Raw genomic sequence first — 15138 nt, forward strand, 5'->3', positions numbered from 1 at the left:
GCGACCGAAACTGCAAGATCGCGGGGGCGCGGCGCGGCGCGGCGCGGGGGCGCGGCGCGGCGCGGGGCGCGGCGCGGCGCGGGGCGCGGCGCGGCGCGGGGGCGTGGCGCGGGGGCGTGGAGGGGGTTGGGGTTAGGGGAGGGTGTGGGTGGTGTGTTCGGTGGATTGGCGGGTGGGGAGGAGGGTGGGGTCGGGGTGGGCGCAGAGGACCACTGTGGCGTTGGCGGTCAGGGGGGCCAGTAGCCAGTCGAGGGGGTCCGGGTGGCGGTCCACGTCGATCAGGACCCGGTCGGCCGGGGAGATGCCCAACTCGGCGGCGCGTGCTCTCGCCCGCTCGATCAGCGCGGTGTGCGCCGGGCCGCCCGGCGGGTACGCGCCGAAGTGGTCGCCGTGCACCCGTACCTCGGTGACGTAGTCGGCGAAGCCGGCCGGGACCTCCCGCAGCGGCAGCGCGAAGGGGTGCAGCGCGAGGGCGTACCGCTCGTCGGCCGACCAGGCATCCGCCTCGGCGACCCGGTCCGCGGCGGCGAAGAGCACGTCCACGTCACCCGGCTGCTCGGCCACGGTCAGCCCGGCTGCCCAGCAGCCCAGTAGGACGGCGGCGGTCTGCCAGTGCGGCGGAAGCAGTACGGCGGCGGTGCCACCCGGTCCCAGCGCCAACTCGTCGGTGAGCAGGTTGGCCGTCTTGGCCACCCAGTTCGCCAGCGTCGCGCCGGAAAGCTCGGTGCGTTCTCCGGTGGCGTCGTCGTACCAGGTCAGCAGGGGTCGGTTCGGGTCGGTCGCGATCGCGTCGGCGAACACCCGGGCAATGTTGTCGGCCATCGACGCGAACGATACGCGGCCGACAGCCGTACTCGATGGCAACGACAAGTCGGCGTACGGTCGGGTCGCAGTCAGCGTCCGTACCCGGCTCCGGCGTAGGCTTGCCGGAAGTGTTGTTCCCCACAGTCCCGCCTTCGCAAGGAGTCGCCCCGTGACCGCCGGCCGCCCGCCCCGCGTGCTCATCGACGCCACGAGTGTCCCCGCCGACCGTGGCGGCGTCGGCAGATACGTCGATGGCCTGCTCGGCGCCCTCGGCAAGGTGTGCGGGTCGGCGGTGGACCTGGTCGTCGTCAGTCTCCGCACCGACCTGGAGCGCTATCGCAGGATGCTGCCGGGCGCAGAGATCGTCCCTGCGCCGGCCGCCGTCGCGCACCGCCCCGCCCGGCTGGCCTGGGAGCAGACCGGCCTGCCGCTGCTGGCCCAGCAGGTCGGCGCGGAGGTGCTGCACGCGCCCTTCTACACCTGTCCGTTGCGGGCCGGTTGTCCGGTCACCGTCACCGTGCACGACGCGACCTTCTTCACCGAGCCGGAGCACTACGACAAGTCCCGCCGGACGTTCTTCCGGAGTGCGATCAAGACCTCGCTGCGCCGCGCCGACCGGGTGATCGTGCCCAGCAAGGCCACTCGCGACGAGCTGATCCGGCTGCTGGACGCCGACCCGACCCGTATCGACGTCGCGTACCACGGCGTCGATCCCTCCGCCTTCCACGCCCCGGGCGACGAGGAGAAGGCCCGGGTACGGGCTCGACTCGGCCTCGGCAGCAGCAGTTACGTCGCGTTCCTCGGTGCCAAGGAGCCGCGCAAGAACGTACCGAATCTGATCCGGGGCTGGGCCCGTGCGGTGGCCGACCGGCAGGACCCGCCGGCTCTGGTGGTAGCCGGGGGTCAGGGGCACGACGACGACATCGACCGCGCGGTGGCGGAGGTGCCCTCGCATCTGCGGCTGCTGCGTCCCGGCTATCTGCGCTACGCCGACCTGCCCGGCTTCCTCGGCGGTGCCCTGGTGGCCGCCTACCCGTCGTACGGCGAGGGTTTCGGGTTGCCGATCCTGGAGGCGATGGCGTGCGCCGCTCCGGTGCTCACCACGCCCCGGCTGTCGTTGCCCGAGGTCGGGGGCGATGCGGTGGCGTACACCAGCGAGGACCCGGACCAGATCGCCACGGACCTGGCGGCCCTGCTCGACGACGAGCCTCGTCGTCTGTCGCTGGCCAAGGCCGGCTTCGATCGGGCGAAGGAGTTCACCTGGGAGTCCAGTGCCGAGGTGCACATCGCCGCCTGGTCCCGGGCCCGGCCCTGACGCCGGCAACCCGGGGCAACCCGGGCGCTCACTCCGGGCGGTTCGGGCATGATGTCCTGGTGATCTATGTCGTCATTCCGGCGGGTGGCAGCGGCACAAGGTTGTGGCCGCTGTCCCGGGCCGGCCATCCCAAGTTTCTCCATCCGTTCACCGGCACGTCCGCTTCGCTGCTCCAGGCGACGGTGCAGCGGGCGGCGCCGCTGACCACACCGGAGCGGACCATGGTGGTCACCGGCGCGGCCCACGCCGCGGCCGTGGCCCGCCAACTGACCGGCCTACCGGAGGAGAACATCCTGGTCGAGCCCTCGCCCCGGGATTCCTGCGCGGCCATCGCGCTGGCCGCGGCGGTGATCGCCGTACGGGATCCGGACGCGGTCATGGGCTCGTTCGCCGCCGACCACCTGATCGGTGACCCGCAGAGCTGGGTGGAGACCGTGCAGGCGGCGATCCGGGGCGCCGAGCAGGGGCTGTTGATGACCGTCGGGATCACGCCGACCCGGCCGGAGACCGGTTACGGCTACCTGCAGACCGGCGACCCGGTCGGTGACGGTCCGATGCGACCGGTCACCGAGTTCAAGGAGAAGCCGAACGCCGAGGTGGCCGAGGCGTACGTCCGTTCGGGCCGTTACCTGTGGAACGCCGGCATGTTCGTCTGGCGGGTGTCGGCGTTCCTCGCCGAACTGGCCCGACAGCAGCCCGCCCTGCACGCCGGGGTGACAAGCATCGCGGCGGCCTGGGGCAGCGACGAGCAGGACGACGTCCTCGGCGCGGTCTGGCCGACGTTGCCGAAGATCTCCGTCGACTACGCGGTGATGGAGGGGGCGGCCAGCGCGGGCCGGGTGGCGACCGTACCGGGTGACTTCCGGTGGAACGACGTGGGTGACTTCCACACCCTCGGTGAGGTGCTGCCGGCCGACGCCGACGGCAACGTGGTGCTCGGGATGGACGACAAGGCCGAGGTGCTGCTGCGCGACAGCAGCGGCATGGTGGTGGTGCCGCAGTCCGGCCGGCTGGTGGCCACCGTCGGGGTGCGCGACCTGATCGTGGTCGACACCTCCGACGCGCTGCTGGTCTGCCCGCGTGACCGCGCTCAGGACGTCAAGGCGATCGTGGACGAACTCAAGGAGCGGGGCGAGGACAAGCTCGTCTGAACGCGGCCCGGCCCGGTGCGACCAGCCGGGCCGTCCCGCCGGCCAGCGGATGTGGCAGCTGGTCCGGCGGGAACCAGCCGAGCTCCTCGGACTCCGCGCTGACCTGCGCCACCGCCGCCGGCGGGGCGAAAACAGCGAAGCGTACGTCGTAGTGCAGTGATCCGCCCTGGCAGGCGACCGAGTGCACGTCCACGTCGATCGGCACCGGGTCCATCCACAGCCCGGTGATGCCGGACTCCTCGGTGGCCTCGCGCAACGCGACCCCGGCCAGGGTCCGGTCGCCCGGCTCGCAGTGCCCGCCGAGCTGCACCCACATGCCCATCTTGCCGTGCAGGCAGAGCAGCACCTCGGTGCCGGTCGCGTCGAAGACCAGGGCGCTCGCGGTGACGTGGCCGGCCCGGTGCGTACGGCTCATCGCGGTCGTGCCGGCGGCCAGCAGGTCGAGCGTACGGTCGCGGGCCGTCGCGGCCTCCGCGGAGGTCGGCTGCCAGTCGGTGAGCACCGCCAGGGCGTCGGCGTGCAGCGCCGCCCAGCCGTCGTCGTGCTGTAGCGAGGGCCCGGTCAGTACTGGAGGCGTTGACATCGAGCCCTTCCTTCACGGGGTTGGCGAACGGGCGGCACCCCTGCGGAATATATCCGCCGCAGACCCTCGTACGGCGCCGCCCGTTCAACCCTTCCCCCGACCTCGGTCGTGCCTGCGGCACGTCCGAGGAGCGTCGCACCCGTGCGACATGGGGAACTATGGCGTACTCGATCGGAGCCCGTCGAGGTCTTTTAGCCCAGGCTTAACATCCCTTGTCGGACACGCTCCAGGTAAAGTGCGGAAGGTCGCCAGGCGTCCCTAACCAGGCGACGGGGAGACGTTCCATGCTGAAGATCCACTTCTCCGGCGAGGACATCCTCCGGACCCGGGTGGCTCCGGCGGCGAATCCGGTCTGGGAAGCGGTGCTGAGTCTGCACCTGCTGCCGAAACGTACCGGGGATCCGCTGCTGTCCGGGTGGCGTCGCGACGTCCTGCGTGATCTGTACCGCGAGGAGAACATCGACGGCCTGCGGCTGTTGCTGGCGCTGAATCCGCCACGTGGATATTTCCCGGACTTCCTCACTCCGTACGAGAGCATGGACGGGTTCGAGGCGGGGATGGAGGCCGTCCGGCGTACCCCGGTGTCGCTGCTGCACCGCGACCTCACCCTGGTGGCCAATACCCGAAGCCTGCCCGCCGACGCCGGCGCGCTGGCGCGGGGCGAGCCGGATGCCCTGGAGCAACTGACGACCGCGATGGGCCGCTACCGTGAGCTGGCCCTCGGGCCGTACTGGACGCACGTCCAGGCGGCGGTGGAGGCCGACCGGGCTCGGCGGGCGCGGACCCTGCTCGACGGTGGCGTCAAAGGGCTGCTGACCGGTCTGCGGCCGGGGGTGCGGTGGGACTCGGGCATCCTGGAGATCCCCGGTTATCCGAACAGCCGCGAGTTGCACCTGGAAGGACGCGGCCTGCTGCTGGTGCCGTCGTTCTTCTGCGCGGACATGCCTGTCGCGTTGCTCGATCCGGAACTGCCGCCGGTGCTGGTCTACCCGGTGGACCGGCTGGGTGGCCTGGCGTCGGACAAACCGGAGAAATCCACCACAGCGTTGGCCGCACTGCTCGGACGGACCCGCGCGGCGGTGCTCGCCGCCAGTGACGACGGCTGCAGCACCGGTGAACTGGCTCGCCGGCTGTACATCTCACCGGCCGCCGTCAGCCAGCACACCACCGTCCTGCGCAATGCCGGTCTGCTGGCCAGTCACCGCGACCGCAACACCGTCCTGCACACCCTCACCCCCCTGGGCCGCGCCATCCTGAACACCTGACCACTTCGTGCAGATCGGCCACGTGTCGTCGACCTTGCGGATCAGAGGGCCAGGGCGGCGACGGCGGTGGTGTGGGCGGGCGGTGGGAGGAGTTGAGAGGGGACGCCGTGCGCCGCGAGGGCGGTGCGCAGGCGCTGCACGTCGGCACCGAAACGCACCAGCTGCACCGGGCCGACCGGGGTGGGTGGGGAGCAGAGCACCAGAGCGGTCGCCTCGGCCGGCCAACCGGCCACGGTGGCGACCAGACCATTGCGTACGTCGCTGTCGGTGACCTGGGTGAAGACCGTGCCGGGAGTGACCACGTCCGCCACCGCGGCGATCGCCCGATCGACAGCCACCGGATCGGGGGCGGTGTCACCGGGGCGGTCGGCGATGGTGGCGGCAGCGGCCAGCCCGGTAGCCGTCGCCTCGGCGGTACCGAGCGCGAACAGGTCCATCGAGGCGTCCCGGACCAGGGCCCGGGCTCCCTCGCCGTCGTCGGGCGGGGTCGCGCTCAGGTAGCCACGGATCACCGCCACCGGCATCTGGTCGCACTTACCCTTGATCAGTTCGCCCGCCCCGGCCAACTCGTCGGCCACCGCCATCTGCGTCAGCACCAACTCGTTGCCGTACGGATCGACCTCGCCCCGGTGATCGCGGATGGCGCTCATCCCGGCCACGCCGAGGGCCACATCGGTCAGCCCGTTACGCCAGGGCCGCCCCATGGTGTCGCTGATGATGACGGCCACCTCCACGCCGTACCGGTCGCGCAGGTCGGCACGGAGCGCGCGGGCCGAGGCGTCCGGGTCCTCGGGGAGCAGGACCAGCCGCGTCTTGTCGACGTTGGAGGCGTCGATGCCGGCCGAGGCCATCACGAAGCCGTGCCGGGTCTGCACGATCCGGGTCGCGCCCCGGGTGGCCACCACCCGGGCGGTCTCGGCCGCGAGAATCTCGTCCCGAGCGGCCTGCCGTTCCGGGCCGTCGGCCGGGACGTCCACCAACCGGCCCTCCGCCTTGGACACGATCTTGCTGGTCACCACGAGCACGTCGCCGTCGCGCAGCCAGGGCGCAGCCGTCGCGATCAGTGCGGCCAGGTCGTCGCCCTCAGTCACGTGGCCGATGCCGGGCACCGGCAGGATCTCCAGTTTCATGCCATCCCCACCGCGGCGCGGACCATCGCCACCGTCGCCGCCTCGTCGCTCATCCGCAGCGGTGCCGCCCGCACAGACACCTGCGGCACCAGCGTCTGCGCATCCTCCTCCGCCACCAGCCAGCCGTCGAGCAGGCCACCGGCCGACCGTGCGCCGTACAACTGGCCGACACCGGCCGCGCTGCACTCCACCCCGACCACCGCCAGGCACCGGTCCGCCATCCCCCGCACCGGCGCGCCACCGATGATCGGCGACACGCCCACCACCGGCGCCGGCCCGTTCGCCACCGCGTCCCGCAGGCCCGCCACGGCCAGAATCGGCGTGATGCTGACCACCGGATTGCTCGGCGCGATCAGCACCACGTCCGCCTCGGCGATCGCCTCGGTCACGCCGGGAGCCGGCTTCGCCGCGTCCGCCCCGACGAACACGAACCGGTGCGTCGGCAACTGCGCCCGATGCCGCACCCACCACTCCTGGAAGTGAATCGCCCGCTGGGTACCGCCGAACTCGACACCATGGGCGTCGTTCGTGACTGCGGGGCTCGCAAGCTCACTCCTCGCACTCACGATGGCGTGGGTTTCGAGGCGGTCGTTGGTGGCCGGGAGCAGACGGATGCCCGGCTGCCAGCGGGTCGCCAACGCCTCGGTCACCTCGTGCAGGGGATAGCCCGCGTCCAGCATCTGGGTGCGAACCAGGTGGGTGGCGAGGTCCTTGTCGCCCAGCCCGAACCAGCTCGGCTCGGCACCGTACGCGGCCAACTCGTCCTTGACCGTCCAGCTTTCCCCGGTCCGGCCCCAGCCCCGCTCCGGGTCGGCACCCCCGCCGAGGGTGTACATGACGCTGTCCAGATCCGGGCAGACGCGTAGCCCGTGCAGGCGAAGGTCGTCGCCGACGTTGACCACTGCGGTAACCTCCGCGCCCACCTCCCGGGCGTAGGCCCGCACCCCGAGCAGGAAGCGGGCTCCGCCGATTCCCCCGGTCAGAACCACGATGCGCATCCGACCATCCTCGCCTACCTGACGCCTGCGGCGGAGAGTCGCCCGGGGAGACTAGGCTCACGTCGGCATCTGTCCGCTTTCGCCCCCAGGGAGAGTTCGTGACCAGCCCCGCCGAGCCCTCGCCCCACACCCCGCCGCCGGCCGGTCAGGTGACCCGGCCGCTGCGGGAACTCGCCGCCCTCGTGCTCCTGGCCGCGAACGCCGTATTCCTCTTCGTCGGTCTGATCCGGCTGGTGACCCCCCAGGGCGCCTACAGCACGGTGACCGGCCGTGCGGGCAGTGCCTTCTTCGCCTTCATCGGGCTGGAGGCGGTCGTGCTGCCGCTGTTGGCCGTGCTGCTGGCCACGCACATCGCCCCGGCGGTCCCGAAGGCGAAGCTGATCACACAGGTCGCGCTCGTGGAGTACGCGGTCAGCGCCGTGCTCGGCGGGCTGACCCTGTTGATCTGGATGGTCGGTCGGCTGGCCGAGGCGCAGATCTTCGACGCCCTCACCGGCATGCTCGCCCGGACCGCCTGGGTGGCGCTGTTCGGGCTGGCCGCGTACGTGGTGTGGAGCATCTGGCGGCGGCTCTACCACGTGCCCCGGCCAAAGGCCGAGCCCGGCGTGTACGGCACTCCGCAGCCCGGCTGGCCGGGCAACCCGGGCCAGCCCGGCGGCGGCGCGGGGCAGCCCTGGTACCCGGGCCAGCCCGGTCCCGGCGGGGCCGGCCAGTCCGGCTATCCGGGTCAGCCTGGTTCCGGTGCGGGCGGGCAGTCCGGTTATCCGGCCGAGGGGTGGTCGAGCGGCGGGTGGTCTGCTGGTGACCAGCCGAGCAGCGCCGGTGCGGGTCAGCAGACCGGTGCCTCCGCCGGGTGGCCGATGGCCGGGCAGGCGCCGTCGTCGGAGTCGTCCGCGTCCCCGCACACCTGGCCGCCGCACGGTCAGCCGGCCGTCCCCCCGCAGTCGCCACCGTCCGCGCCGCAGCCCTCCGCGCCGCCGTTCGGTCAGCCCGCGTCGGCCGACGCCACCCAGACCATCGCGCGCCAGAGCGCCGACCCGACCGAGGCCATCGCGCGCCCGACCGAAGCCAGGTCCAGCGCCGAGCCGACCGAAGCCATCGCTCGTCCGAGCGAGGCGACGTCCAGCGCCGAACCGACCCAGGCGCTGCCCCGGCCGGACGGTGACGATGACCGTACCCGGCGCATCGATCTGGGCGGGCAATCGACCTGACGTGTGACGCAACGGTGTGGTTGCCCACGCCGGCGCAAAGGGACGGGCCGCAGCGAATAGGCTGAGCGGATGGTTGACGGGAGCGGGCCCGTGTCGAGCGAGGCCGGCGTGCGCCGGGCGGTGCGCCGGGCTGCGGCCGGGCGGGCGCTCGACGTCGAGGAGGCGTCGACACTGCTGACCGCGCGCGGCGCGGCGCTTGACGAGTTGCTCGACATCGCCGGGGCGATCCGCGACGCCGGTCTGCGTGACGCCGGTCGGCCGGGTGTGGTGACGTACTCCAAGAAGGTCTTCATCCCGCTGACCCGGCTGTGCCGGGACCGCTGCCACTACTGCACCTTCGCCACCGTGCCGCACCGGTTGCCGGCCGCGTTCCTCGATCGCGACGAGGTGTTGGCGATCGCCCGGGCGGGTGCCGCGCAGGGGTGCAAGGAGGCGCTGTTCACGCTGGGCGACCGGCCGGAGGAGCGCTGGCCGGCGGCCCGGCAGTGGCTGGACGAGCGGGGCTACGAGTCGACCCTGGACTACCTGCGGGCCTGCGCGGTGGCGGTGCTGGAGGAGACCGGCCTGCTGCCGCACCTGAATCCGGGCGTGCTCTCCTGGTCGGAGTTGCAGCGGCTCAAGCCGGTCGCGCCGAGCATGGGCATGATGCTGGAGACCACCGCGCCCCGGCTCTGGTCGGAGCCGGGTGGCCCGCACTACGGCTCACCGGACAAGGAACCGGCGGTACGGCTGCGGGTGCTCGACGACGCCGGCCGGGTCGGCGTCCCGTTCACCACAGGCATCCTGATCGGCATCGGCGAAACCCTCGCCGAGCGGGTGGAGGCGATCTTTGCGATCCGCCGGGCGCACCGGGAGTACGGCCACCTCCAGGAGGTGATCGTGCAGAACTTCCGCGCCAAGCCGGACACCGCCATGCGGTCGATGCCCGACGCGGAGCTGCACGACCTCGCCGCGACCGTGGCGGTGGCCCGGGTGCTGCTCGGGCCGAAGGCGCGCATCCAGGCCCCGCCCAACCTGATCGCCGGCGAGTACGACCTGCTGCTGCGGGCCGGCATCGACGACTGGGGCGGGGTCTCCCCGGTGACCCCGGACCACGTCAACCCGGAGCGCCCCTGGCCGCAGCTCGACGAGTTGGCGGCGCGTACTGCCGGGGCCGGGTTCACGCTGCGGGAAAGGCTGACCATCTACCCGGAGTACGTGCGGGCCGGCGACCCGTGGCTGGATCCGCGGCTGCTGCCGCACGTCGGTGCGTTGGCCGATCCGGCGACCGGGCTGGCCGTGGAGTCGGCCCGGCCGGTGGGTCGGCCGTGGCAGGAGCCCGACGAGGCGTACGGCGGGCGTACCGACCTGCACGTCACCATCGACACCACGGGACGTACGGGCGACCGGCGAGGCGACTTCGACCACGTCTACGGCGACTGGTCGGAGGTGGCCGCCAAGGCCGTCGTACCTTCGACCCGGGCGGCGGAGGACGGCCCGGCGGGGGCGGCCGGCCGGTCGGCCACCGTGGGCGTCGGCGACGCCGACCTGCGCGCCGGGCTGCGGTTGGCCGCGCAGGATCCGGCGGCCCTGCTGGAGCCCCGGCACGCCGACGCGGCGCTGGCGTTGTTCGCCGCCGACGGCGAAGCGCTCGACGAACTCTGCCGTACCGCCGACGACCTGCGCCGCGACGCGGTGGGGGACGACGTCACCTACGTCGTCAACCGCAACATCAACTTCACGAACGTCTGCTACGTGGGCTGCCGCTTCTGCGCGTTCGCCCAGCGTGAGCGCGACGCCGACGCGTACCGGCTGTCGGTGGAGCAGGTCGCCGACCGGGCCGAGGAGGCGTGGCAGGCCGGTGCCAGCGAGGTCTGCCTCCAGGGCGGCATCGATCCGAAGCTGCCGGTGACCGGCTACGCCGACCTGATCCGGGCGATCAAGGCGCGGGTGCCGCAGCTGCACGTGCACGCCTTCTCGCCGATGGAGATCGCCACCGCCGCCGCCAAGGCCGGCGTGTCCGTGCGTGAGTGGCTCAGCGGGCTGCGCGAAGCGGGGCTGGACACCATCCCGGGCACCGCCGCGGAGATCCTCGACGACGAGGTGCGCTGGGTGCTGACCAAGGGCAAACTGCCGACCGCCGCCTGGGTCGAGGTGGTCAGCACCGCCCACGAGCTGGGCATCCGGTCCAGCTCCACGATGATGTACGGACACGTGGATCATCCGGGCCAGTGGCTGACCCACTTCCGGGTGCTGGCCGGGATCCAGGATCGTACGGGTGGGTTCACCGAGTTCGTGGCGCTGCCGTTCGTGCACACCAACGCGCCGATCTACCTCGCCGGCATCGCCCGGCCGGGGCCGACCTGGCGGGACAACCGGGCGGTGCACGCGATGGCGCGGGTGCTGCTGCACGGCCGCATCGACAGCATCCAGTGCTCCTGGGTGAAGCTCGGCGACGAGGGCAGCGCGGAGTTGCTGCGCAGTGGCTGCAACGACCTGGGCGGCACGTTGATGGAGGAGACCATCTCCCGGATGGCGGGCTCGGGCAACGGGTCGGCGCGTACCGAGGAGCAGTTGCGGGCGATCGCGGCGGCAGCGGGCCGACCGGCCCGTAGGCGTACGACTGCGTACGGTCACGTTCAAGCCTGACGTCGAACCTTCGTCAGCCGTCGGCCGTACCTGTCGATGCCGGCGGCGGTAGCGGCGAGGATCGCCGCCGGCAACTCCCTCACGGAGCCGGCGCGCGTCGTCGTGTCGGTCCGTCCGCCATCGCGGGCCGTGTGCGCCGCTGCCGGAAAGGTTGCCATGAGAACTGAGACGCGCAAGCGGCGTTGGCCGCGCTTGACCCGCCGGCAGACGTTGACAGCGGCGGCCAGCGCCACCCTCGGCGCGGCTGCTCTCGCCGTGCCGGGTCTGTCGTCCGCCGGTGACGACAAGGGCGCTGCCGCCGGTGTCGACGAGACGATCGTGGTGCACCTGCGGGACGGTCGCTCCGACGCGATGGACGTGTTCGTCGGTGAGTCCCGCATCGAGGTGCGGGACCGTGGCCTGGCCGATCGGTTGCGGCGCGCCGCTCGGCGCTGATCCCCACCGGTCGTCGAAATCCCCTTTCTTCTCGCTCAGTGAGGTGGCTGCGCCATGTCTTCCCACCGTGAGGCACCGGAGATCGCCAAGGATCCGGTCGCCGATTCCTCCGACCTGTACGCGTTCGTCACCCCGGACCGCCCGGACACCGTGACGCTGATCGCCAACTACGTGCCGCTGCAACTGCCCTCTGGCGGCCCGAACTTCTTCGAGTTCGGCGACGATGTGCGGTACGACATCCATATTGACAACAATGGGGACGGTCGGCCGGACGTCACCTACCGTTTCGAGTTCAGCACCGAGATCACGAACCCGAACAGCTTCCTTTACAACACCGGCCCGATCGAGGCGCTCGACAGCAAGAACTGGAACCGGCGGCAGTTCTACCGGTTGACCCGGATCGCCGGTGGCAAGGAACAGGTGCTGGCCCGCAAGCTGCCCTGCCCGCCGAGCAACGTGGGCCCACTGTCCACTCCGAAGTACGGCGACCTGGTGCGCCAGGCCACCTTCAACCTCTCCACGGGTGAGAAGGTCTTCGCCGGCCAGCGGGCGGACGGCTTCTACGTCGACCTGGGGGCGATCTTCGACCTCGGCACGTTGCGTCCGTTCCAGCAGCTGCACGTGGCGGGCAAGAAAATCTTCAAGGCCGCCGGTGAGCCGGTCAACGCGCTCGACCGGATGAACGTGCACAGCATCGCCCTCCAGGTGCCCGTCGGTAAGCTGCGCCGGCGTGCCGACCGGTACCACTGGCAGGAGCCGGCGTCGGTGATCGGGGTGTGGACGTCGGCCTCCCGGCGTCAGGTGCGGGTGCTTGGTGACAAGGTCGCCGCCGACACCAGCACCGGCCCGTTCACCCAGGTTTCCCGGCTGGGTAACCCGTTGTTCAATGAGGTAATCGTGCCGATGGCGCAGAAGGATCTGTGGAACACCCTGCCGCCGTCGGAGGACAAGCGGTTCGCGCAGTTCGTCGAGCAACCGGAGTTGGCCGCGCTGCTGCCGGTGCTCTACCCGGGCGTCTTCCCCAACCTGGAGAACCTGAACAAGTCGAAGAAGGCGCGGGCGGACCTCGTCGCCATCCTGCTCACCGGCATCCCGGAGGGGCTGATCAGGGGCTTCACCAACACCACCGGGGACACCCAGGCCGACATGCTGCGCCTGAACACCGCGATCGCGCCGGCCCGCCGACCGAACCGGCTCGGTGTGCTCGGCGGTGACCTGGCGGGTTACCCCAACGGCCGGCGGGTCACCGACGACGTGGTGACAATCGCGCTGCGGGCGATCGCCGGGCTCACCGTGCCGCTGGTGGACCGGAAGTTCACTCCGGACGATGCCGCCGCCGCGGTGACGCCGGGCCTGACCGAGGCCGACGTGACCGCGCCGTTCCTGCGCAATTTCCCATTCCTCGGTACGCCGTACGACGGGTTCAACAACCCGTCGGTGCAGACCTGAGCCGGGGTGTCGGATGACCGATCACGTGCACGCGTACGGGCCGACGGGCAGCGGAACCGTCCTGCTCAACCTGGGTGGCGACACCGGTGCTCTGATCATTTACACCGGGCGTCAACTGCTCGGCCGGGAAATTGAGATCAGCCCGCTGGGCGAGGACGGTCGACCGCGTACCCATGCTGCTGTGCGGGAACGCCCGGTCCAGGACGGGACGTTCCACAGTGCCGTGTATCCGGATCTCCCCGCTGGATCGTATACCATCTGGTGGGACGAAAAGCGGCCGGCCGGGACGGTCGCCGTGACCGGTGGCGGTGTGGCCGAGTTCGTCTGGCCCACCAGCGATTCTCCACCCACCGACTGACTCTGCTCGCTCTGCCGACGGCCGCGCCCAGTCCACATTGTGGACGAGGTGCGGCCGTCGCTTTTGTCGCCGACGGGCGGCGCCGGCGAAGTCGGGATAACCTTGCGGATCAAGATCAAAGGTTTGCCGGGGAGTCTGCCGGAAGCGCTTGCGCGCGGCCCGACGGGGCCGGCCGAGGAGCGAGCGCCACGGGAGAAAACTCGCGCAACTCGCCGGGAGGGGCGTTACTCGGCCGGGGTCTGAATCGATAGGGCAGGGCGAGGCCGGGTGGTCCGGACGGCCGTCCGGGGGCGTGTCGGGAGGGCGACTCCATTATCAAGTTTGGCTTGACGGCGCACGCATTACACGCGTGTAATTTGAATGGGGTTGTTCGCACGGAACGCAACAAAACGGGGCCGGACGGACAAACACGCCTTTCGCGTGGGGGGTTGCAGCGGCGATGACGCCGGTGCGCGACAAGGAGGCAACTGATGGACGGCCAACTCGAGGCGGCCGACCTGCTCGGAAACGCGCCGGAGTGGCAGGAGCGGGCGTTGTGCTCGCAGACCGACCCGGAGGCGTTCTTCCCCGAGAAGGGCGGCTCGACCCGCGAGGCGAAGCGGATCTGCTCGCGGTGTGAGGTCAAGACGGAGTGCCTCGAATACGCTCTCGGACACGACGAGCGGTTCGGGATCTGGGGCGGGCTCTCCGAGCGGGAGCGTCGCAAGCTCAAGCGGCGCGCCGCCTGATCCGTCGTCGGGTGGGGGCGGTGGGGGACCGCCCCGCCCAGACTGGGACGGCGTGTCGCGGTGGGGGCCGCGACAGTCGTTCGGACCCGAGGGTCAGGCCAGCTCGTCCGGGTCGACGCCGAGCAGGTTCGCCACCTGCTCGATGATCACGTCGTGCACCAGGTCGGCCAGGTCCTCCCGGTCCATCGCCCGGAACTCCAGCGGGCGGCGGTACAGCACGATCCGGGGCGGCACCTCCTGGCGGCCGGGCCGACCCGGCAGCAACCGGGCCAGCGGGACCTCGCCGTCCTCCAGCACGTCGGAGTCGTAGACGTTGAGTTCCGGCGGGACGTCCTCCACCGCGAACTCCACGCCGGCCAGCTCCTTGGCGAACCGGCGCTCCAGCGTCTCGACGGTGTCCAGCACGAGGTCGTCGAAGATCTCGGCCTTGGTGCGCGCCAGCGGCACGGTGGCCGGCACGAGCCGTCCGCGCAGGCCACGGCCATGCCGGTCGCGGTGGCCGCGCCGGCTGCCGCCGGGGCGGCGGCTCTCCGGGCTCGTCATGAGCCAAAGGGTAGCCGCCGCCCGGGGCAGGTCACAGCTGCGTCGGCACGTGGCGCGTCGGACCGTCGTGTGGGAAATGTGATCACCAAGACGGGCGTGTCGTAACGCGAAGCGGTGCGCCGGACCCGGTAATGGAGATACCCTGCGCCCGTGAGGTCACCACGGCGCTGCTCCCGCAACGGCTGCCCCCGGCAAGCAGTCGCCACGCTGACCTATGTCTACAACGAGTCGACAGCCGTGGTCGGCCCACTGGCCGCCTTCGCCGAACCGCACACGTACGACCTCTGCGAGCCGCACGCCCGCAGCCTCACCGCCCCTCGGGGTTGGGAGGTGGTCCGGCACGAGGGCGAGTTCGAGCCCCCGCCGCCCACCACCGACGACCTGGTCGCCCTCGCCGAGGCGGTACGTGAGGCCGCCCGCCCCGCCCCCCGTCCGCCCCAGGACGACCAGAACCCCAACGCCCAGGCGAGCACACCCCCCAGCTCCGCGACCTCCCGCCGCGGCCACCTCCGCGTGATCCCCCCGTCCCACTGACCCGCG

Annotated in this window: 15 protein-coding genes; 10 read left to right on the forward strand and 5 right to left on the reverse strand. The window is 71.6% G+C overall.

Annotated elements, in window-relative coordinates; genetic code table 11:
• Positions 1-132: 132 nt before the first annotated feature.
• Positions 133-822, reverse strand: a complete 690-nt coding sequence (locus VAB18032_RS04890; RefSeq protein WP_013731676.1) for a TIGR03089 family protein — start codon at positions 820-822, stop codon at positions 133-135.
• A 151-nt stretch (positions 823-973) separates the two neighbouring features.
• Here VAB18032_RS04890 and VAB18032_RS04895 point away from each other — a divergent pair, with 151 nt between their 5' ends.
• Both VAB18032_RS04895 and VAB18032_RS04900 read left to right on the forward strand, forming a co-directional pair.
• Complete coding sequence (locus tag VAB18032_RS04895; protein WP_013731677.1) at positions 974-2119, forward strand: glycosyltransferase family 4 protein; 1146 nt, start codon at positions 974-976, stop codon at positions 2117-2119.
• Positions 2120-2178: 59 nt separating this feature from the next.
• Entirely contained in the window at positions 2179-3270 is a 1092-nt protein-coding gene (locus VAB18032_RS04900; RefSeq protein ID WP_013731678.1) for a mannose-1-phosphate guanylyltransferase, read from the forward strand.
• Here the strand turns inward: VAB18032_RS04900 and VAB18032_RS04905 are convergent.
• Positions 3239-3853, reverse strand: a complete 615-nt coding sequence (locus tag VAB18032_RS04905; protein WP_013731679.1) for an NUDIX hydrolase — start codon at positions 3851-3853, stop codon at positions 3239-3241. The two genes, VAB18032_RS04900 and VAB18032_RS04905, sit on opposite strands and share 32 nt — an antisense overlap.
• A gap of 284 nt (positions 3854-4137) precedes the next feature.
• Between VAB18032_RS04905 and VAB18032_RS04910 the strand changes: the two genes are divergently transcribed.
• Entirely contained in the window at positions 4138-5118 is a 981-nt protein-coding gene (locus VAB18032_RS04910) for an ArsR/SmtB family transcription factor (protein ID WP_013731680.1), read from the forward strand.
• Between the two features lie 41 nt (positions 5119-5159).
• Here the strand turns inward: VAB18032_RS04910 and VAB18032_RS04915 are convergent, their stop codons facing one another.
• Together VAB18032_RS04915 and cofD are read right to left on the reverse strand one after the other, a co-directional pair.
• Positions 5160-6248 carry a coenzyme F420-0:L-glutamate ligase gene (locus VAB18032_RS04915; RefSeq protein WP_013731681.1) on the reverse strand — a complete coding sequence of 363 codons (1089 nt, stop codon included), beginning with the start codon at positions 6246-6248 and terminating at the stop codon, positions 5160-5162.
• Complete coding sequence (cofD, locus tag VAB18032_RS04920; protein ID WP_013731682.1) at positions 6245-7246, reverse strand: 2-phospho-L-lactate transferase; 1002 nt, start codon at positions 7244-7246, stop codon at positions 6245-6247. Before cofD ends, VAB18032_RS04915 begins: the two co-directional genes overlap by 4 nt.
• A 98-nt stretch (positions 7247-7344) precedes the next feature.
• On the opposite strand from cofD, the gene VAB18032_RS04925 reads away from it, so the two are divergent.
• From VAB18032_RS04925 to VAB18032_RS04950, 6 genes are all read left to right on the forward strand, one after another.
• A complete protein-coding gene (locus tag VAB18032_RS04925) occupies positions 7345-8457 on the forward strand; it encodes a hypothetical protein (protein WP_013731683.1) in 1113 nt (370 codons plus the stop codon).
• Between the two features lie 69 nt (positions 8458-8526).
• Positions 8527-11085, forward strand: coding sequence for a bifunctional FO biosynthesis protein CofGH (locus VAB18032_RS04930; RefSeq protein WP_043719742.1), 2559 nt, complete (start codon positions 8527-8529; stop codon positions 11083-11085).
• 156 nt (positions 11086-11241) lie between these two features.
• A complete protein-coding gene (locus tag VAB18032_RS04935; protein WP_043719744.1) occupies positions 11242-11520 on the forward strand; it encodes a hypothetical protein in 279 nt (92 codons plus the stop codon).
• 54 nt (positions 11521-11574) lie between these two features.
• The gene (locus tag VAB18032_RS04940; RefSeq protein WP_013731686.1) at positions 11575-12969 is read left to right on the forward strand and encodes a DUF4331 domain-containing protein; all 1395 of its coding nucleotides are present in this window, start codon (positions 11575-11577) and stop codon (positions 12967-12969) included.
• A gap of 13 nt (positions 12970-12982) precedes the next feature.
• Positions 12983-13327, forward strand: coding sequence for a hypothetical protein (locus tag VAB18032_RS04945; protein WP_043719747.1), 345 nt, complete (start codon positions 12983-12985; stop codon positions 13325-13327).
• A 470-nt stretch (positions 13328-13797) separates the two neighbouring features.
• Positions 13798-14055 (forward strand): WhiB family transcriptional regulator, encoded by a 258-nt coding sequence (locus VAB18032_RS04950; RefSeq protein ID WP_013731688.1) that lies wholly within the window; start codon positions 13798-13800, stop codon positions 14053-14055.
• 93 nt (positions 14056-14148) lie between these two features.
• Here the strand turns inward: VAB18032_RS04950 and VAB18032_RS04955 are convergent, their stop codons facing one another.
• On the reverse strand, positions 14149-14598 hold the full coding sequence (locus VAB18032_RS04955) for a metallopeptidase family protein (protein ID WP_043719749.1): 450 nt from the start codon (positions 14596-14598) through the stop codon (positions 14149-14151).
• A 150-nt stretch (positions 14599-14748) separates the two neighbouring features.
• On the opposite strand from VAB18032_RS04955, the gene VAB18032_RS04960 reads away from it, so the two are divergent.
• Positions 14749-15132: a DUF3499 domain-containing protein gene (locus VAB18032_RS04960; protein ID WP_050814541.1), complete on the forward strand. Its 384-nt coding sequence runs from the start codon at positions 14749-14751 to the stop codon at positions 15130-15132.
• Positions 15133-15138 lie beyond the last annotated feature (6 nt).

It is taken from the genome of Micromonospora maris AB-18-032, assembly GCF_000204155.1.
GTDB lineage: Bacteria > Actinomycetota > Actinomycetes > Mycobacteriales > Micromonosporaceae > Micromonospora > Micromonospora gifhornensis.